At 64.2% G+C, this 19,735-nt stretch carries 17 protein-coding genes; 9 read left to right on the forward strand and 8 right to left on the reverse strand.

Annotated features, from left to right (window positions below):
• Window positions 1–53: 53 nt before the first annotated feature.
• A complete protein-coding gene (locus tag H9L06_RS05695; protein WP_187556226.1) occupies window positions 54–770 on the forward strand; it encodes a TetR/AcrR family transcriptional regulator C-terminal domain-containing protein in 717 nt (238 codons plus the stop codon).
• A gap of 75 nt (window positions 771–845) precedes the next feature.
• Window positions 846–2,513: an amidohydrolase gene (locus H9L06_RS05700; RefSeq protein WP_187556227.1), complete on the forward strand. Its 1,668-nt coding sequence runs from the start codon at window positions 846–848 to the stop codon at window positions 2,511–2,513.
• Window position 2,514: 1 nt separating this feature from the next.
• On the opposite strand, the gene H9L06_RS05705 is transcribed toward H9L06_RS05700, so the two are convergent.
• Together H9L06_RS05705 and H9L06_RS05710 are read right to left on the reverse strand one after the other, a co-directional pair.
• Window positions 2,515–2,892 (reverse strand): cupin domain-containing protein, encoded by a 378-nt coding sequence (locus H9L06_RS05705; RefSeq protein WP_187556228.1) that lies wholly within the window; start codon window positions 2,890–2,892, stop codon window positions 2,515–2,517.
• Window positions 2,889–3,203 carry a DUF2249 domain-containing protein gene (locus H9L06_RS05710; protein ID WP_187556229.1) on the reverse strand — a complete coding sequence of 105 codons (315 nt, stop codon included), beginning with the start codon at window positions 3,201–3,203 and terminating at the stop codon, window positions 2,889–2,891. The genes H9L06_RS05705 and H9L06_RS05710 overlap by 4 nt, the downstream gene beginning before the upstream one ends.
• A gap of 74 nt (window positions 3,204–3,277) precedes the next feature.
• Here H9L06_RS05710 and H9L06_RS05715 point away from each other — a divergent pair, with 74 nt between their 5' ends.
• The 4 genes from H9L06_RS05715 (at window position 3,278) to purU (ending at window position 8,880) form a co-directional block, all read left to right on the forward strand.
• The gene (locus tag H9L06_RS05715) at window positions 3,278–3,973 is read left to right on the forward strand and encodes a helix-turn-helix transcriptional regulator (RefSeq protein ID WP_187556230.1); all 696 of its coding nucleotides are present in this window, start codon (window positions 3,278–3,280) and stop codon (window positions 3,971–3,973) included.
• Entirely contained in the window at window positions 3,970–5,163 is a 1,194-nt protein-coding gene (locus tag H9L06_RS05720; RefSeq protein ID WP_187556231.1) for a hypothetical protein, read from the forward strand. Before H9L06_RS05715 ends, H9L06_RS05720 begins: the two co-directional genes overlap by 4 nt.
• Window positions 5,160–7,874 carry a multicopper oxidase domain-containing protein gene (locus tag H9L06_RS05725; RefSeq protein WP_246454519.1) on the forward strand — a complete coding sequence of 905 codons (2,715 nt, stop codon included), beginning with the start codon at window positions 5,160–5,162 and terminating at the stop codon, window positions 7,872–7,874. The genes H9L06_RS05720 and H9L06_RS05725 overlap by 4 nt, the downstream gene beginning before the upstream one ends.
• A gap of 64 nt (window positions 7,875–7,938) precedes the next feature.
• Window positions 7,939–8,880, forward strand: coding sequence for a formyltetrahydrofolate deformylase (gene purU, locus H9L06_RS05730; protein ID WP_246454520.1), 942 nt, complete (start codon window positions 7,939–7,941; stop codon window positions 8,878–8,880).
• Between the two features lie 88 nt (window positions 8,881–8,968).
• Here purU and H9L06_RS05735 read toward each other — a convergent pair whose 3' ends face one another.
• From H9L06_RS05735 to lysA, 4 genes are all read right to left on the reverse strand, one after another.
• Window positions 8,969–9,775, reverse strand: a complete 807-nt coding sequence (locus tag H9L06_RS05735) for an amino acid ABC transporter ATP-binding protein (protein WP_187556232.1) — start codon at window positions 9,773–9,775, stop codon at window positions 8,969–8,971.
• Entirely contained in the window at window positions 9,775–10,731 is a 957-nt protein-coding gene (locus H9L06_RS05740; RefSeq protein WP_187556233.1) for an amino acid ABC transporter permease, read from the reverse strand. The genes H9L06_RS05735 and H9L06_RS05740 overlap by 1 nt, the downstream gene beginning before the upstream one ends.
• Window positions 10,732–10,757: 26 nt before the next feature.
• Window positions 10,758–11,738, reverse strand: coding sequence for an ABC transporter substrate-binding protein (locus tag H9L06_RS05745; protein WP_187556234.1), 981 nt, complete (start codon window positions 11,736–11,738; stop codon window positions 10,758–10,760).
• Window positions 11,739–11,803: 65 nt separating this feature from the next.
• The gene (gene lysA, locus H9L06_RS05750) at window positions 11,804–13,105 is read right to left on the reverse strand and encodes a diaminopimelate decarboxylase (protein WP_187556235.1); all 1,302 of its coding nucleotides are present in this window, start codon (window positions 13,103–13,105) and stop codon (window positions 11,804–11,806) included.
• Between the two features lie 122 nt (window positions 13,106–13,227).
• Here lysA and H9L06_RS05755 point away from each other — a divergent pair, with 122 nt between their 5' ends.
• The 3 genes from H9L06_RS05755 (at window position 13,228) to H9L06_RS05765 (ending at window position 18,035) form a co-directional block, all read left to right on the forward strand.
• On the forward strand, window positions 13,228–14,874 hold the full coding sequence (locus H9L06_RS05755) for a PucR family transcriptional regulator (protein WP_187556236.1): 1,647 nt from the start codon (window positions 13,228–13,230) through the stop codon (window positions 14,872–14,874).
• A gap of 143 nt (window positions 14,875–15,017) precedes the next feature.
• On the forward strand, window positions 15,018–16,646 hold the full coding sequence (locus H9L06_RS05760; protein ID WP_187556237.1) for an amidohydrolase: 1,629 nt from the start codon (window positions 15,018–15,020) through the stop codon (window positions 16,644–16,646).
• Window positions 16,647–16,682: 36 nt separating this feature from the next.
• Window positions 16,683–18,035, forward strand: a complete 1,353-nt coding sequence (locus H9L06_RS05765) for an APC family permease (protein WP_187556238.1) — start codon at window positions 16,683–16,685, stop codon at window positions 18,033–18,035.
• Between the two features lie 91 nt (window positions 18,036–18,126).
• Here the strand turns inward: H9L06_RS05765 and H9L06_RS05770 are convergent, their stop codons facing one another.
• Both H9L06_RS05770 and H9L06_RS05775 read right to left on the reverse strand, forming a co-directional pair.
• Entirely contained in the window at window positions 18,127–18,822 is a 696-nt protein-coding gene (locus tag H9L06_RS05770; RefSeq protein WP_187556239.1) for a TetR/AcrR family transcriptional regulator, read from the reverse strand.
• A gap of 28 nt (window positions 18,823–18,850) precedes the next feature.
• Entirely contained in the window at window positions 18,851–19,735 is an 885-nt protein-coding gene (locus H9L06_RS05775) for a biotin--[acetyl-CoA-carboxylase] ligase (protein WP_187556240.1), read from the reverse strand.

The following is a 19,735-nucleotide window of genomic DNA, read 5'->3' on the forward strand; positions in this document are numbered from 1 at the left end:
ATCAAATTGAAACTTTAGAAACATTTACGCAACGTTGCGAGGGGAGGTGCGGGGTGCAGACCAAGCAGGGCAACGCCGCCGACGCCACCGGCATCACCGGCACCACGGCCGCTGCCATCGCTGCAGACACGGCCCCGCGGCGTCCCGGCCGCCCATCACGCCCCGCACTCACCGAAGAGGCGATCGCCAAAGAAGCGCTCGCGATCATCGACGAGCTCGGCTGGGCCGCTTGCACGATGAAGCTGCTGGCCTCGAGACTCGGCGTGCGATCCCCCTCGCTCTATCACCACATCGATGGGCAGCACAGCCTCATCGACCTCGTGCGCATCCTCGTGGTTCGTGAGTTCCACGACCCCGCTATCGTCGACATGCCGTGGGAAGATGCGTTCAGAACCTTTGGAATTGGTTACTACCGCGCCTTCGCACGACACCCGAATACGATCCAGGTGCTGTCAACGACCCCCGTGCGCGACGGCCTGACGCTCGAAATGTACGAGACGTTCTTGCGCTCCATGGTCGACCACGGCTGGGACCCATCGAAGGCGTTCGAGGCGATGCTCGGCCTCGAGCATCTGGCACTCGGCTTCGCCTACGAGTGGAACGCGGAAGACCTCATGCTCGATCCGGCATATATCGCAAACCATGGCGCACCGCTGCTCGCCGAGGTTACTAAAGAACGCACCGACCAGGCGGCGAGCGCTGAGACGACGTTCATGGCGCTTCTCGGTCGCCACATCGATATGTATCGCAACAACTTCGACTCCCCCTAAGCCCCGATCCACTCGAGACTCAGCCCACACATTCTTTCCCACACATTCCGATCCACCTCTTGAAAGGCACCCAGCGTGAACGACACCGCAGTCCCCACCCCCGCCGACCTCCTCATTCACTCAGCGAAGCTGTGGTCTGACGGCTCGTACCTTCCGCACAGTGTGCTCGTCGCTAAGGATGGCGCAATCGTCGCGCTCGGCGGCGACGAGCTGCGCGACGCCTACGACGCGGCGCGGGTCATCGATGCGGGCGGCGGGCTCGTTACGCCGAGCTTCGTCGACTCCCACGTGCACATGACGCAGGGCGGCATCGAGCAGCTTCGCTGCGACCTTACCGAGTGCACCTCCGCCGAAGAGGTGTATGCCGAGATCAAGGCGTACGCTGCCGCGAATCCAGATGCCGAGTGGATCCTCGGGGGCGGCTGGCGCATGCCGCAGTTCCCGGGTGGCAAGCCGACCAAGGAAGCCCTCGACGAGCTCGTACCAGACCGGCCCGCGTACCTCATCAATGCCGACCACCACGGCGCGTGGGCGAACTCGCTCGCACTCGAAGCTGCTGGCATCACTGCTGACACGCCTGATCCCGAAGACGGGCGCATTGAGCGCGATGCCGACGGCAATCCGATGGGCACGCTCCAAGAGGGCGCGGCCGACCTCGTGGGCCGCGTGCTTCCTGAGGTCACCGACGAAGAGATTCGAGCGGGCCAGATCGCTGGCGAGAAGTACCTCTTCAGCTTCGGCGTGACCGGCTGGCAGGAGGCCATTCTCGGCGACTTCCTCGGGTATGAAGATTTCACCCCCATGTTCCGCCGCCTCATCGACGAGGGTGAGATTCAGGGCCGGGTCACCGGTGCACTCTGGGTGTCACGCGGGTTTGAAGGCATGACCATTCCCGAGTTTGTCGCCGATCTCGAGCGACGCCGCGAGGAGTTCGGCGGGCGGGGCCTCACCATCAACACTGCGAAGATCATGGTCGATGGCGTTGCCGAGAACGAGACCGCCGCGATGGAAGAGCCCTACCTCAAGGCGTGCACCTGCGGTGACAGTGGATCGGGCGAGGGCAACACCGGCCTCGCCTATTTCAGCCGCGAAGAGCTGCTCGAGGTCGTGCCGCTGCTCAACGAGCGCGGGTTCAATGTTCACTTCCACACGATCGGCGACCGTGCCGCCCGCTATGCGCTCGACGCGGTTGAGCAGGTGCCCGCCGAGACCCGCGCGAAGATGCGCAACCACATCGCCCACATTCAGGTAGTGAACCCAGAAGATGTGGGCCGGTTTGCCCCACTCAACGTGACCGCTAACATGCAGGCGCTCTGGGCGAGTTACGACGCTCAGATGCTCGACCTCACCGTTCCGATCATGGGCGACGAGCGCATGAAGTGGCAGTACCTGTTCCGCTCGCTCGAGAAGGCCGGCACGACGCTCGCCTGTGGTTCCGACTGGCCGGTGTCGACGCCGGATCCGTGGCAGGCGATCCACGTCGCAGTGAACCGTCGTACCCCCGGCGTCACCGACTTACCGCAGTTGCTCCCCGAGGAGGCACTGTCGCTCGAGTCGATGCTCACCGCGTACACGCGCGGGTCGCACGAGCTCATCGGCATTCCGGGTGGCGTGCTTGAGGTGGGCGAGGCGTGCGATCTCGCAATTGCGGATCGCGATCCATTCACCGCCGACCCCGCCGACATTTACCGCACCACCAACGTAGCGACGGTGCTCGCCGGCGAAGTCGTGTACGAGGCGTAAGCTAGACCGCCAGCGTGAGCAGCAGGTGGGCGTCGGTCACGGCCTCGAGCTCGTGAAGCTCGCTCGGTTCGACGTGCAGGATCGCGCCCGCAGGCAACGTGAGTTCCTCGCCTGCGATGCGGAACGCGACCGTGCCCTCAAGCACCTGCACTACGAGGGGCGCGTTCGTCGAGTGCTCGCGCATGGTCTGCCCCGCGGCAAACGTGAGGCGGATCATGCGCACCCCAGTGCCCTGAAAGATGCGCTTGATCTGAAACTTCTCGCCTGAGACCGGCGCCGCAGCGAGCAGGTCATCGAGGTTTGCCGCGGCGAGGGTGAACGGCTTCGGGCCGTTCACCGATCTACCGTTCACGTCACCCGCGCCACTCACGGCGCTCACGCGACCCGGCGAATCAGAATGCGCCAGCGCTCAGGCCCCTCGTCGAGGTACTTCGTGTTGTAGGCGTCACCGTGCCGATCTGCGAGCTGCTGCAGCAGCGGCAGCGGATTGTGCGTCGCCGAAATAATCATGCCCGCATCGAGCAAGAGCGACTCGATCGCACCGAAGATCGATGCGTGGCGGATCGCATGGGGAATCGTCTGCACGTCGAGCTCGGGCAGCCCCTCGTCGTGTTCACCGCACGCACAGCCACCGGTTGTTGTTTGATCTACCGCTTCTTCACGCGAACGGTGAATGTCGATGTGGGCCATGTGCGCTCCTTTGAATCACGAGTGTTGATCTGAAACGAATGTCGATCGCTCGTAATTTTACTACAATTAATCCCGTGGATAAGTTTTCAGAGAACGCGGGACCAGATGTCCCCCGTCGAACGGCGAAGGATCGGCAGCACTCGGCCAGCCGAGAGCGCATCCTTCGCGCGCTCGAACTCGGTGGATCGGCGACGGTGAGTGCGCTTTCGCGATCCACCGGGCTGCACGAAAACACGGTGCGCGGGCACCTCACGCGACTCGAGGCCGATGGGTACGCTCGGCGCGAATCGGGCGCGCAGAGTGTGGATCCGCTCCCCGAAACGGGTCGCGGTCGCGGTCGCCCGACCGTCACCTGGAGCGCCGTCGCACCCGAAGAGCTCGGGCCGTATGCGGGGCTCGCTGCGACGCTCGCCGACGCGCTCGCCGAGACCGGCGACGATGGTGCCGCACTCGCCCGCGAGGCAGGTGAGCGCTGGGGCGCGAAGCTTGCTGAGGGCATTGGCGGCACGCGATCCGCCCGCGAGGCAGTGCTCAGCGTCATGCGCGAGCAGGGTTTCGCGCCCGAAGAGACCGACGACGGCGACATCGTGCTCACCCGCTGCCCGCTGCTCGCCGCGGCGGCGAAGCGCGCCGACATCGTGTGCGCGGTGCACGCGGGGATGATCGCGGGCATCTCGCGGTCGGCAGGTAACGAAGCAGTCCCCGCCTCGAGCCTGCTGCCATTTGTGACGCCTGACAGTTGCCAGATTCACCTGAAGTTCGCCTCATGAGCCGATCCACTGAGCGCGCCGCGCAAGCACCCGGCACCTCGAGCACACCGGCCGCGCCGGCACCGAGCTCGCCTGGCCCTACTCGAGACTCGGGCGCGCCAAAACGCAAGCTCCCCTCGAAACGCCTGCTCTGGATGCTCCCCGCCGGCCTCGCCCTGCTCGGCGGCCTCGACGCGGGGCTCCTGCTCATGGGCCTCCCCGCGCCGATCACGACCCGCCGCCTCCCTGAGGTGCACGGCGCCCTGCTCATTCTCGGTTTCGTCGCAACCCTCGTTTCGCTCGAGCGGGCGACCGCGCTCGGCAGGTGGTACGGCTTCATCGCACCCGCGATTCTCGGGCTCGGCGCGATTCTGCTCGTGACCGACCCGGTGCCGCTCGTCGCCGCAAAGTGCGTCGTCGCAGCGGGCCTCGCGGCGTTCACCGCGCTCTACATTCCACTCTGGCGGCGCCAGTACGACGCTTCGACGCTCACCCAATTGCTCGGCACCGGGCTCGCCCTCGCGGGCGCAATATTGTGGATCGGCGACGCCCCCTTCAGCCGCATCGTTCCCTGGCTCATCGGGTTTCTCGTGCTCACCATTGCCGCAGAGCGGGTCGAGCTCGGCAGAATTACGATGGGGCCAAACGCCGGATCGCGGCTGCTCCTCCACGCCTGGGCGCTCACTGCGGCTCTCATGATCGGGATCGTCTTCGAAGACGCTGGCGCAATCGCCCTCGGCGTGGTGCTGCTCTCGCTCGTCGCGTGGCTCGCAAAGCACGACATCGCGCGCCGCACGATTCGGACGACCGGTGTCACGAGGTACATGGCCGCGTGCATTCTCGCGGGCTACGTGTGGCTCGCGGTCGCGGGGGCGCTGCTGCTCTTCGGGTTCCCCAATGAGCAGCCGTTCTACGACTCCATCGCGCACGCCGTGTTCCTCGGGTACACGTTCTCGATGATCATGGCGCACGCAACTACGATCCTCCCTGCGGTGCTCGCGATCAACCTCCCGTACCGGGGACTGTTCTGGGTTCCCGCGATGCTGCTGCAGGTCGCGCTCATTGTGCGCCTGGGAATCGGCAACGCGTTTGGGGTACGCGAGGCCTGGCACCTGGGCGGGTACCTCGGCGTCGCGGCACTATTACTCTTCGTACTCACCGCTGTCGGCAGCGCGGTGGTCGGCAAACCCCGGAAAGGCAATCGCGCATGAGCCTGCTTTCCTACTCGAGCAACTCGGGCAAACCGAACGCAGGAGCCGGCCAGGCTCCCGATCCTGACTCCGCCGCACCCCGTGGCTTCTGGCCAATGCGCGACCTACCGACTGCGGTCTGGCTGATCCTCACGGTCGTCGCAGTGCTCTTCCACCGGCAGATTCCGATGGCTCGCTGGCTCATGATCCACCTGCTTCTGCTCGGCGCGATCACCCACGCGATTCTCGTGTGGAGCCAGTACTTCTCGTTCGCCCTGCTCCGCAGCCGCGCGACGCTGCGCGATCGGCGCACCCAGAACATCAGGCTCGTGCTCGCGAACGTCGGCGCGGTGCTCGTCTTTGTCGGCGTGCCGACTGGCGTGTGGGCGCTCACCGTCGCGGGCGCCGCCGCGCTCGTCACCGCGGTCGGATGGCACGCCGTGTCACTGGTTCGCAGGGCGCGCAAGAGCATGCCCGGCAAGTTCGGGCGCACCACGCGCTACTACATCGCATCGAGCGGGCTCCTCATCGTCGGCGCATCGCTCGGCGCGATCATCGCACGAGAGGCGACCACTGCGCTCGTGCTCGCGCACACGCTCGTGAACCTCCTCGGCTGGGTGGGACTCACCGTCGCAGGCACGGTCGTCACCCTCTGGCCAACGATGCTCCGCACCCGCGCCGACGAACACGCGGCAGGCGGGGCGGCACGTGCGCTTCCCGCTCTCGCAATTGGTGTGCTCGTCGCCGCGGTTGGCGCAGCAGGCATGTGGATCCCGATCCTCGCCCTCGGCCTCGCCCTTTACGTCGCCGGGCTCGTCATGATCGGGGTGTCGCTCGCGCGCGCCGCCCGCCGAGCGGCACCGTACAGCTTCGCGGCGCTCTCGGTGGCGAGCGCGCTCGTGTGGTGGTTCGGATGTGTCGTGTACGCGCTCGTTGGCACGGTCGTCGCGCTCGTCCAGGAGGCTGAGTTTGCGGGCGTCGCGACGCACATCAGGTCGATCGCTCCGTACCTTGCGGCGGGCTTCGCCGCGCAGGTGCTCGTCGGCGCGCTGAGCTACCTCGTTCCCGTCGTGCTCGGCGGTGGCCCGACTCCCGTTCGCGTGGGCACCGCAGCGTTCGACCGGCTCGGCGTGCTCCGCGTCGCGACCGCGAACTCTGCCCTCGCTGTGTGCGCCCTGCCGGTGTCGAGCATCACGCGCGTCGCCGCCTCGATGCTCTACCTCATCGCGATTGCTTCATTCCTCGTCATCATGGTGGGTGCGATGCGGGCTCAGCGTCGCGCGAAGGCGGCGGGGGCGCGGCTCGAGGAACCATCGCGCGGCCCGATCGTGCCGGAGGGCGAGCAGCCGCGCGGGCGTCGAGCGGGGCAAGCTGTTGCGGGTTTGCTCGCGGTCGTGCTCACCGTCGTTGTGAGCGTTGCGGCCGACCCTGTCGGGTTGCAGACCGGTGCGGCGCCGACGGGTGATGCGAACGCGCCCGTGCTGGTCGTCGAAATCGAGGCCGCAGACATGCGGTTCACCCCCGACCGTGTCGAGGTGCCCGTCGGCACCCGGCTCGTCATAGAAGTGACGAACACCGACGTTGAACAGTCGCACGACCTCGTCTTCGAGAACGGCATCACCGGCGGACGGCTCGCCCCCGGCGAGTCCGAGTCTCTCGACGTCGGCGTCATCACCACGAGTCTCGACGGCTGGTGCTCGATAATTGGGCACCGGCAGATGGGCATGACATTCGAGGTCGTTGCCGTCGACGTGAGCGGAAACCCTGTGGCAGGCGACGAGGGCAATGACGCTTCCGAGTCAGGCGGTGGATCCGAGCACGCCGGTCACACGAGTGGCGAGATCAACCTTATGGCCGATCCTGGCCCAGACTTCACCCCGTTCGACGCGGTGCTCCCGGCGCTCCCTCCCAACACCGGGCCCGTGACGCATGAACTCACCCTCAGGGCACAGGACACGCTCCAAGAGGTCGCCCCCGGGGTGACTCAGACACTCTGGACGTTCGGTGAGACCGCACCCGGCCCAGTACTTCACGGCCGCGTCGGCGACACGTTCGAGATCACACTCGTGAACGACGCCTCGATCGGGCACTCGATCGATTTCCACGCGGGTGCGCTCGCTCCCGACGAGCCCATGCGCACGATCGCTCCGGGAGAGTCGCTCACCTATACCTTCACCGCGACACGTTCCGGCATCTGGATGTACCACTGCTCGACCATGCCGATGTCGGCGCACATCGCAAATGGCATGTACGGTGGCGTCGTCATCGAGGATCCCGATCTCCCACCCGTCGATCGCAGCTATGTGCTCGTGCAGGGCGAGTACTATCTCGGAGATCACGACGGGGGCGAGGTTGATGTCGACAAGATCGCAGCACGCAACCCAGACCTCGTTGTCTTCAATGGTTACGCGAACCAGTACGATCACGCGCCGCTCGACGCCGTCGTCGGTGAACGGGTGCGCGTCTGGGTGCTCGACGCGGGCATCGAGCGGTCCTCGAGCTTCCATGTCATCGGCGGCCAGTTCGACACCGTCTGGGCAGAGGGTCGCTACCTCATCAACCGAGTCGAGGGCACCGGGTCGCAGGCGCTCGGGCTCTTCCCCGCGCAGGGAGGCTTCGTCGAACTCACCTTCCCCGAGGCGGGCCACTACCCCTTCGTCTCTCACTTCATGATTGACGCCGAACGCGGCGCGCACGGCATTTTCAAGGTGACAGATCCACTAGGTAATTGACTCGCTGGCACAACTGAGACCCGGGCCCGCCGGTCCGTCGGCTGATCCACTACCCTTGAGAGTTGTGAATACGACTGTGACGAACGACAACACTCAGTGGGTGCTCACCCTCAGCTGCATCGACGGGCCCGGCATCGTGCACGCGATCAGCGGTGCGATCGTGGCCGCGGGTGGCAACATCGCTGAGAGCCAGCAGTTCGCATCGGCCGACACCGGCCGCTTCTTCATGAGGCTCCAAGTTGAGATTGCGAACGTTCCCAGTGGATCGGCATCTGTAGGCCAAAACTCCGACAGCGTCACGGGCACTGCAACTACCCCCGAGAACTTCGAAGCGCGGTTCCGCGAATCGCTCGCCCCGGTGACCGAACGCTACGACATGAACTGGCGGCTTGACCGCGTCGGTCGCCCTGTGCGCACCCTGATTCTCGCGTCGACCGCGACTCACTGCGTGAACGACCTGCTCTACCGCCGCCGTGCGGGTCAGCTTCCGATCGAGGTTCCGCTCGTGCTCTCAAACCACGAGACCGTGCGCGACATCGCCGAGTTCTATGGGGTGCCATTCGAATACAAGCCCGTAACCGGCGCCGAAGAGAAGGCTGCGTTCGAAGCGCGCGTACTCGAGGCTGTCGAGCAGCACGACATCGAGCTCGTGGTGCTCGCCCGCTACATGCAGATCCTCTCCCCCGAACTGTGCGAGGCACTCGAGGGTAAGGCGATCAACATTCACCACTCATTCTTGCCCGGGTTTAAGGGTGCGAACCCCTACAAGCAGGCCCATGAGCGTGGCGTCAAGCTGATTGGTGCGACCGCACACTTTGTCACCACTGACCTCGATGAGGGCCCGATTATCGAGCAAGACACCACTCGGGTGGATCATGCCTACACCCCTCGCGAACTCGTACAGCTGGGGCAAGACATTGAGGCCCGCGTGCTCAGGCACGCGGTGAACTGGTTCGCCGAGAACCGAGTCCTCGCCGACGGCGACCGCACCATCATCTTCCGCTAGGCGCCCGGCAACTACCACTGAGCACCCACCGGAGGCTGCCACCCCACTCCGCCTCAATGCAAGTGCGCGAAGCGCACGCGGCAGCCACCTACAGCACGCTGTCGAGGAACCCCTTCGTGCGATCACTCTGGGGGTTGTCGAAGACATCGTCGGGGCTACCGGATTCGACGACGACGCCGTCATCCATGAACACGACCGTGTCGGCTGCGCTCCGCGCGAATCCGATCTCGTGCGTCACCACAACCATCGTGGTCCCGGCCTGAGCCAGGTCACGCATGACCTCGAGCACGTCACCGACGAGTTCAGGGTCGAGCGCACTCGTCGGTTCATCGAACAGCATGATCTTCGGTTTCATTGCGAGCGCGCGAGCGATCGCGATCCGCTGCTGCTGCCCACCAGAGAGCTGGGCGGGGTAGTGATTCGCCCACTCGCTGAGCCCGACTTTCTCGAGCAGTTCGAACGCTTCCTTGCGCACCTCAGCACGTGGGCGTCGCGCGACACCGAGAGGCGCCTCCATGATGTTCTCGATTGAGGTCTTGTGCGGAAAGAGGTTGAACCGCTGAAACACCATGCCGATCTTGCGGCGCTGCTTCGCAACCGCCCGAGGGTGCATCTCATAGAGTTCACCGTTCTTCTCGCGGTAGCCGACGAGCTCTCCGTCGACGTAGATCTTGCCACCGTTGATCGACTCGAGGTGGTTGATGCATCGAAGCAGCGTCGATTTCCCAGACCCAGAGGGCCCGAGCAGGCACGTCACTTCGCCCTCGCGCACATCCATGTCGATGCCTTTGAGCACTTCGAGCGGCCCAAACCGCTTGCGCACGCCACGCAACCGCACGAGCGACGTATCGTCGAGCACCTGGTCATTCACCCGGTCAAGCACCTGGTCACTCATCAGTTTCCCCTTCGCTTACGCTTGTGCGCGCGCTGCACCTGAATTGACCCGGTGTATTCGCGGGCCTTCTCCATGAGTGTCTGCGGCTGGTTCTTCGTGCTTCCTCGCCCGAAGTACCGTTCGAGATAGTGCTGCGGAACAGACAGCACAGACACGATCGCGAGATACCAAATACTCACGACAATGAGTAGCTCGACCTGGCGCAGGTTCTGCGCCGAGATCTGGGTCGCCTGAGTGTAGAGCTCGAGCACCGCGATGAGCGAGAGCAGCGAGGTGTTCTTAATCATCGAGATCAGCTGGTTGCCCATGGGCGGAATGATCACGCGCATGGCCTGTGGCAGGAGCACCCGCATGAAGCAGTAGGCGGGGCTCATGCCGAGCGAGGCTGCGGCTTCTCGTTGCCCCTCGTCGACAGAGAGCATTCCGGATCGCACGATCTCTGACGAATACGCCGCCTCATTGAGTGTCAGCGCAATAATGCCCGCGACCAGCGCTGTGAGCAGGGTGTTGGTGTCGGCCTGCCAGAACACGATGTCGGTGAACGGGATACCCAGCGTGATCTTGTCGAAGATCAGCCCGAAGTACCCCCAGATCACGATCTGCACGAGCAGTGGCGTGCCGCGGAATGCCCACACGTAGATCGCCGCGACCGCGACAAGTACCGGGTTTCCTGACATGCGCATCGAGGCGATGATGACGGCGAGAATCGCGGCCGCCACCATCGAGATCACGGTGATCACCAGAGTGAGTTGCACACCTGAGAGGATGCGCTCGTGAAACATGAACTCGCCGATGGTCGGAAAGTCGATGTTCTTGTTGGTGGCGATCGCTTGCACGAACGCCACCAACAGAAACAGAATCACGACGGTGCTGACCCAACGGCCGGGGCGCCGAAGCGGGTGAACGACGTTGTCGAACTCCCGGCTCGGCGCGGCCGTGGCTACCTTCGTTGCCATAGTGAGTGCCTTACTTGGTTACTTGTTTAGCTTGTTGCGGCATTCACGAGAGCCGATTCAATTGCGAGTGAGCCCATGCCGTGCTCGTCAAGAATTGACTGGTAGATGCCCTCGTCGATGAGCGACTGCATTGCGGCCTGCAGTGCGTCAGTGAGTTCGGTGCGCTCCTTGAGCAGTCCGAATCCGCTGTAGACGGGGTTGAATCCCTGTGGGTTTTCGGGATCCTGCACGAGCTCGAAGTACTCTCCGTCACCAGCGGTTTGAGCTGTGTAGGCGGCGACCGGAGCGTCAACGATATAGGCTTGCGCACGTCCAGCGCGCACGGCGGTCTGCGAGTCCTGCGCTACCGGCAGCGCCTGCACGTCGATGCCTTGTTTGCCGTCTGCCTCGCACTCGTCAGAGAGTTCGTAGAGCAGCTCGGCCTGAACGGTTGACTTCTGCGTCGACGCACTCAGGCCGCACAAATCTGTGAGCGTTGTTATGCCCTCGGGGTTGCCCTTCTCCACCACAATCGCAAATCCGGCGTTGATCTCCTCGATGAAGTTCAGGGTGCCTTGGCGCTCCTTCGAATCGTTCATTCCCATCATGATGAGGTCGTGACGGTCTGACTGCAGTGACGGAATCACTGATTCGAACGGCTGGTGTTGCACCGTGAAGTCGATGCCGAGCTTCTGGCCGAGCGCGATGGCCATGTCGACGTCGAGACCGACAAGATCGTCGGTTTCGTTCACCGCGACGAACGGTGGGTAGGGAACACCCATCGCGACGCGAACGGCGCCGCGATCGGTAACGTCGCCCGGAAGCATCGCTGCAGCGGCCTCGTCGACCTCGGTCGAGAAATCGGTCGTCTGCTGCAGGCTGAGGCCAGCCTGGCTTGAATCGGAGGTCTCCACATCGCCAGTGTCAGCCCCCTCCGCCTCGCTGCCTCCGGCACTGCAGGCTGAGAGCGCGAGCGCGGCGGCCGCGGTGAGCGCCAAGACGTGTGGGATTCGATTCTTCTTGAACATACTGTTCCTTTCGGTGAGAAACTTCTTCGTTTCGTGTGTGGCTTGGTTTGTGGGTATGGATCGGGCTAGGGCGCGCTCCAATCAATCTCGAGCGCAGGTTCGTGTGGCGCGAGGTACTCAGTCATGGTCTGCCGACGAACCGCAAGGTTTGCCACTCCGTCTCGGCAGAACACCACGGCCGGATGCAGCGCTCCGTTGTAGTTGTTCACGAAGGTATAGCCATACGCTCCGGTTCCCGCGATCACGATGGTGTCACCCTGCTTCGGGTCCTGCAACTTGGCCTGATCCACCAGCAAGTCACCAGATTCGCACTGGCGGCCCACGAGCTGGGCCGTCGTTGAGGGTGGGTCGGTGACGCGATCCGCCACAACCGCGGTGTATTGATCGTCAGTCAAAGCAATATTCATCTGCTCGGACATGCCGCCGTCGACGGCGACAAACGTCGCATGTGAGCGCTTGATATTGCGCACCCGGTACGCGGTGACCCCGCTTCGCGCGACGAGCGAACGACCTGGCTCCACGAGCAGCTGTGCCCCCTCAGGCAGCACCTTGGCGGCGGCCCCGCACACAGCATCGAGGTAGTCCTCGATCTCGGGTGCAACGTCGTCGTCTGAGTAGTTCACGCCGAGCCCGCCACCGACGTTGTAGATGTCGAACTCGCCTGCGTTCGCAATGATGCCGAGCGCCTCGACAAACGGGTCGATGTCGAGAATCTGCGACCCGATGTGCACGTGAACTCCGCGCACACGCACGTTTGGGTGACCATTGAGCTGCTCAATGAGCTGCAGTGCCTCATCAAAGGGAAGGCCGAACTTTGACCCGGCACCACCGGTCTGAATCGACGGGTGTGTGTCGGTCTCGATGCCGGGCAGAATGCGGATTAGTACATCCTGGCGCGGCCCACCGTACGCCGCGATCATTTCGATGTCTGTCTCGTTGTCTACGACGATGAGGCCCACACCCATAGAGCGCGCGAGTTCGATCTCTGCGGCGCTCTTTGCGTTTCCGTGGAGCACGATGCGCGAGGGATCCACCCCCGCTTCGAGGGCAAGTTGCAACTCGCCCTCGCCCGCGACGTCGACCGAGATGCCTTCCGCCTGCGCAATCGCGTACGCGGCAATGATGGGGAGCGACTTTGAGGCGAAGCACACGCGCGAGTTCGGCCAGCGCTCGGCGAGACCGTCGCGGTATCGGCGCATCGTCTCGCGCAGGTTTTGTTCGTCGAAGATAAAGAGCGGGCTCCCGTGCTCGGCCGTAAGTTCAGGCACCGAGCACCCACCGATCGTAAGCGCTCCCGACCCGTCAACACCTATGTGCGCGGGCAGCACTCTGGCAAGAGATTCGGGTATCGAGTGCTGACTCTTCACTTGGTGTCCTCGTCTTCATTGGCGGGTGATCTCGGGCCTATGTGCAATTGCACGGTGCCCGTGTAATCCACGCTAGAGGTGTGACCCTTTCGCATTCTTGTCGAATCCGATAAATTTCTGGAATGGTTCGTTTGAATTCGATAGATACTCGGGTCAACGACGGCCACTACGGCGTATCGCTTCGTCAAATCGAGGGTCGGCTCGGCAGCGATGTCGTGCGCATTGAATACGCCGCAGATGCCCCTGACCCGAACGTGCGCGCGCTCGACATCTATGACGCGGCGAGCAGCGAAGCGTCAGGCGAGGTCGGCGCCGAGGGCATGCTGCTCTGCCTCGTTTCAGCCGACGCGATGCGCCCCGAAGAACTCGAGCGAGCACTGGCAGCGGCCGCGAACAACAGTTGCGCGGGCGTTGCGATCAAGGTCGCAGCGGGGAGTGAGCGCGAGTCCGAGCTCATCGCCCAGATCTCACGCATGCAGCTCGCGACCGTCATTCTCAGCCCCGAAGTCAGCTGGCGCGAGTTCGACGCACTCATCACGGGCACCCTCGGCGAGAACGCACAGTCACTCAACCTCGCACCATCGGCTGGCGACAAGCTGTTCGCGCTCGCGAACACTATTGCGCGCACATTCGGTGGATCGGTGGCGATCGAAGATCACCAGCGCAGCATTCTCGCGCACTCCTCGGTCACAGGGCAGGCGATCGACGACCTGCGAACCACCGGCATTCTGTTTCGCAGGGCCGGCGACGCACCTGTGAATGAGGCCCGGTACCGCGAGGTGCTCGAGGCTGAGGGGCCGATCCGCTTCCCTCGATACGGCGATTATCTGCCCCGTGCCGCGATCGCGGTGCGAGCCGGCACGATTCCGCTCGGCTCGATTTGGGTGTTAGATCCAGACGGCGACGCAACCGGCGACACCGACGGCACGCAACTTTCAACAGAGAAGGCCGAGGTGCTCGAGCGCGCGGCAGCGATGGCCGCTGGGACACTGCTCGAGGCCTGGAAAGCGAGTAGCCGCTCGGGGTCGAGGCGGGAGTCGGCGCTTCGACGGGTGCTCATCGCGGCGGCGCAGCAGGGTGACCGGGAGGAGCTCGATCCAACCGGCGACGCCGTCGGCGTGATTCTCGCGGCGACCGTCGCGGCGGGCCCCCGATCCGCTGGCCGGATCGCCGAGGCGCGGGCCGTATTCGCGCGACACCTCGCGATGTACGTGCCCAACGTGGTCATCTCAGCAGAGGCGAACGAGATCATCGCGCTGTGCCCCACGCCGCTCGTCGAGCAGGTGCGCGAGTGGGCACTGTCTGCACTTGCGGATCTCTCTGACGACACCTCCGCCGGGATTCAGGTGGGCGTGAGCGACGCGCACAGCATCTCGAACCGACTGCCGTTTGCCGCGAACGAGGCGCGCGATGTTGCGCGTCATTCCCGCTCGACCGGTGAGCCCGTCGGAACCGTTACCCGGGTGCGCACGCAACTGTTTCTCGCGGCCTGCCGGTCGCAGCTCGAACTCGACGACCGCCTCCTCCTGCCCGAGGTGCGCGAGTTACTTGAGAGCGGCGAGAGCAAACACCAACTCGTCGACACGCTCGAATGCTGGCTCTCCGAGGTCGGCAACGTGGCCCGAACCGCTGAGCGGCTCCTCGTGCATGAGCAGACTGTGCGGTACCGACTCAAGCGACTGCGCGAGCTCTTCCCTCTCGAGGGCGCTGAGCCCGACTACCTCGTCACCTTGTGGGCCCAACTTCGCGCCATGCGCGACCGCACCTAGATCCAACCACTTTGGCATCTACGCGCAACATGCCTTATCCTTGCGGATGGATAAAAAGAACTCTGTTCATTTCTTTGAAATGCACAGTCAGGGCACAACAACGTACCTGAGGCGTAGAGTTCATTGCAGCAAGGAGGCTCAGCATGGGCGTGACAATTTTTACCGGTGGATCAGTACTTATTGCTGCCAATACAGCGGCTAGCTCACTCGTGACTCACGCGCTCGCGGTGCGCGACGGGGTCGTCGTTGCACATGGTGACGAAGCGCTCGCCCTCGCCGAGGAAAGCAATAGCACCGCAGAAATCATCGACCTTCAGGGCGGCACGCTCGCACCAGCTCCGGGCGACGGCCACGCCCACCCAATGTTCGGGGGCCTCGAGGCACTCGGCCCAAACATTCGCGCCGCCGAAGATCTGCAGGGCATCCTCGATGCGGTCGCTGAGTGGAAGGCCGCGAACCCCGACGCCAAGTGGATCGTCGGCGGCAGCTACGACTCGACCTTCACCCCGCGGGGCGAGTTCGATGCCCGCTGGCTCGACGAGGTCACAGGCGACACCCCGACGATCTTGCGCGCATGGGATTACCACACTGCGTGGGTGAACTCTGCAGCCCTCAAGGTCGGCGGCATCACGGCAGACACGCCAGACCCCGAGCTGGGGCGCATCGTGCGCCGCGAAGACGGTTCACCACTTGGCACCCTGCAGGAGTCGGCAGCGAACAACTTCCTCGCAAACGTCGTTCCGTCATTCACCCTGGAACAGCGCGTCGGCGCAATCGAGGCAGCAACACAGAGGTACGCAGCCCAGGGCACCACGTGGGTGCAAGACGCGTGGGTCGAGCCCGGCGACCTCGAGGTGTACTTCGAGGCGGCGAAGCAGAACCGCCTGCACGCTCGAGTGAATTTGGCGTTTCGCGCCGATCCACTCACCTGGCGTGACCAGGTGACCGACTTCATCGCAGCACGCAACAGAGTGCGAGAAACAGGCGCCGAACGCCTCACCGGCGAGACCGTCAAGTTCTTCCTCGACGGGGTGGTCGAGAGCCACACTGCGGCAATGCTCGAACCCTACGCAGACCGCCCAGACGAGCGCGGGCTACCCAACTGGACCCCAGACGAGCTCACCGAAGCGCTCAAGGCTTTCGATGCCGAGGGCTTCCAACTGCACCTGCACGCAATCGGCGACGCAGCAAACCGCTACGCCCTCGACGGCCTCGAGGCAGTGCGAGAGAGCAACCCCAAGCGCGAGCATAACCACGTCATTGCGCACGTCGCGGTGCTCTCACCCGAAGACGTCGAACGCTTCGCGAAGCTCGACGTCATCGCGAACTTCGAGCCCTACTGGGCCCAGTGCGACGCGGTGATGCTTGAGCTCACCACCCCGCACCTGGGCCACGAGCGCGAGCATTGGCAGTACCTCATCGGCTCGGTGTCAGGCAGCGGCGCGACCGTCTCGTTCGGCAGCGACTGGCCTGTCACCACGCCCGACTGGCGCCCGGCGCTCGCAACGGCGGTTACGCGTCATGACCCAACCGACCCCGAGGCAGAATCGTGGATCCCAGAAGAGCGCGTCAGCGCCGCAACCGCCTTCGCCGCTTACACCACCGGCATCGCGCGCCAGGCACTCGCGCCAAACCGCGGCACCCTCGAGGTTGGAAAGACCGCCGACCTCGTGTGGCTCTCGGCCAACCCGCTCGAGATCACACCAACCAACATTCCCTCCATCGAAGTTCGCGGCACCTGGCTTGCCGGCAACGCCACGTACCGCGCATAAACACCCCACCATTCCCTCCACGCAGAAAGTAACCTCATGTCAGATACCAGCCAACCGAGGCTCAAGCGCTCACTCGGGGTCGTCGGGCTCACCCTGTTCGGCGTCACCTACATGACCGTCATCACTGTGTTCACGACGTATGGCATCGTGAACCAGGTCACCGACGGGCACCTCCCCGCGGCGTACGTCATCGCCGTCATCGCGATGCTCTTTACCGCGGGCAGTTACGCCGCCATGGTGCGCCGGTATCCGGTCGCTGGATCGGCATACACCTACACACAGCAGTCGTTCGGCGGCTCGGCCGGCTTCTTGACCGGCTGGGTCATGCTCCTCGACTACCTCTTCATTCCGATGATCAACTTCATGCTCATCGGCATCTACCTGAACACGCAGTTCCCCGCGATTCCAGCCTGGCTCTTCACGCTCGTCGCACTGTTGCTCGTACTGCTGTTCAACATTCTCGGCATCAACCTCGTGAACCAGGCAAACTTCGTGATTGTTGGCCTGTCGGTGATCCTCGTCATCGTGTTCATGGCGCTCGCATTCAAGCAGTACCTTGGTGGCGACGTGTCGATTGGCCTCATCGAGCCGTTCACGTTCGGCGAGGGCGGCATCGGCGCAATCGCATCGGGTGCTGCGATCCTCGCGCTCTCGTTCCTCGGGTTCGACGCTGTTTCGACACTTTCTGAGGAGGCGAAGAACCCCCGCCGCGACATTCCTCGCGCGATCATCGGCGCGACCCTGCTCGGTGGCTTCTTCTTCATCCTGGTCTCGTGGACTGGAGCGCTCGCGTTCAACCCAGACTGGTCAACCCTCACCGACACCCAGATCGATGCGGCGGGCACCACGGTCATGGACAGCCTCGGTGTGAGCTGGTTCACCTCGTTCTTCGTCGCGATCTACGTTGTCGGCGCGTTCGGCTCGGGTATGACCGGCCAAGTCTCGGTCTCGCGTATTCTCTACGCGATGGGCCGCGACGGCATGCTGCCGAGGTCGCTCTCGAAGCTCGGTCGGCGCTTCGGCACCCCGATTGTCGCGGCCTGCGTCGTGTCGATCTTCGCGCTCTCGGCGCTCTTCCTGTCGCTCGATGTCGTAGCATTCATGATCAGCTTCGGCGCGCTCGCCGCCTTCGCAATGGTGAACCTGTCGGTGATCCGCACCTACATCTTCCCGAAGGGCGGCAGGCGTCAGCCCCTCACCGCGAAGAACGTGGTCCTTCACCTCATTTTCCCGCTCATCGGCTTCGCCCTGACGATCTGGCTGTGGACCTCACTCGAGGCCCTCACCTGGCTCGTGGGTGCGATCTGGATCGCCATCGGTGTCGTGATCATCGCGATCGTCACCGGCGGATTCAAGCGCCCGGTACCGAAGCTCGACTTCTCCGAGTAAGATCCGACGACCGAGCAGATCGATCAGCTCGCCGAGGATTACCCGCTCGAGGGCGACCGCAGCTAGCGGCTCACGCCACGCGCTCGGCCGTCTAGTGGGGCTCTCGATTCGATTGTGGATCGGGGGCCCCACTCGCGTGCGCACCGAGCTGCGCCCTGAGCCCGCCAATAAATATGCTGAGCCCAAGCTCAAAAGCCTGATCTGCGGGGCTCTGTCCCTGCTCGGCGAGGGTCTCCCCGCGCTCGCGGTACGCGGCGGTGAGTTCTGGAACGTCGTCGCGGTCTCCCGGATCCATCATGTCGGGAGCTGCCGCGGCGTCGAGCGCCGACCCGAGGATGAATGACTCGAGCGCTACGAGCACGCTCAGCGCTTCGCCTCGGGGCCACCCCTGCCCCACCAGTGTCGAGATGACTCGGTCGTAGGCGAGGCCCACCTGTGACGTTGGGTCGAACGGCATCACTGCGAGCAGAGCGATGGTTGGCGGGTGCGCCGCAAATGCGTCTCGGTAGTTGCGGGCCCAGGCGGCAATCCCTTCGTCCCAGGGCAGACCGTCAAAGATGCCGGGCGCGATTTGCTCGCCGATGAGCTCGCGTATGCCGCGGGTGATGTCGTCTTTGCCCGACACGTGGTTGTACAGCGCAGACGGTCGAACGCCGAGGCGCTGCGCGATGTCGCGCATGCCGTAGCCCTGTTCCCCGTGCTCATCGAGGAGCTCGAGCGCGGCCTCCACAATCTTGGTGCGCGAGAGCACCTGCTTGCTCGGGCGCCCCACTCGCCGATTCGCCATCTGTGTCACCTCCACTCACCACACCCCACTATCGCAGGTGTTCGATGTCGGCGGCGTTCACCTCGAGCGATCCACCGGTTGGCAGGTCGATGATGAGCGCACCGTCAGCTGCGAGCGCGCGTGCGCGACCGTCGACGAGCTTGCCGCCCGGTAGGTGCGCGCGCACCTCGGTTCCGAGTGTGAGTGAGTTTCTCGCGACTCGATTGCGGATCGCCTGAGGGCTCTCTGCCGCAAGCTTTGTGAGGCGCAACAGGTCAGACACGATGCCTTCGATCACGCGGTCGGCGAGATCCGCCCCTGCTTCGTCGGCGAACGACTCGGCCCCGCCCACGTCTGCTCCCGACGCGAGGAGCGAGGTCGCGCGATCGGTCGGTAACTCCCACTCGGGAATGAGCAGGTTGAGTCCCATGCCGAACACTGCGCTGCCGTCTGGCAAGAGTTCGCAGAGAATGCCGCAGAGCTTCTTGCCGGGGCGCCCCTCAATCGCGTCATCTTCGTCGCGAACGTGCACGTCGTTCGGCCACTTCGTGCCAACTCGCAGTGCTTCGTGATCATCAGTCGCCCGATACAGCGGCTGCAGGCCAGCGGTGACCGCCGATCCCGCGATGAGCGGCAACCAGGCCGGTCCGAGTTCGCCCCAGTCTGGTTTCCCCGTCGCGTCACCAATTTCTGCACCGAATCCCCGCACGAGCACCGACACCGCGAGCGCCTGGCCCTTCGGTGTCACCCAGCCGCGCTCGAGCCTTCCCTTACCCGCCGTCTGCTGATCTGTCACGAGTAGGATGCCGTGCGGCAGCGGCGATCCACTGCGAACTGCAGCCTGCGCCATCTCGCGCAGTTCGGCGTTCGTCGAGGGTGATTCTTCGCGCCACTCAACGCGTGGAAGCAGGGCGTGAGTCCGATCGAGGTGCAT

Source organism: Leucobacter denitrificans, assembly GCF_014396385.1.
In the GTDB taxonomy this organism is placed as follows: Bacteria; Actinomycetota; Actinomycetes; order Actinomycetales; family Microbacteriaceae; genus Leucobacter; species Leucobacter denitrificans.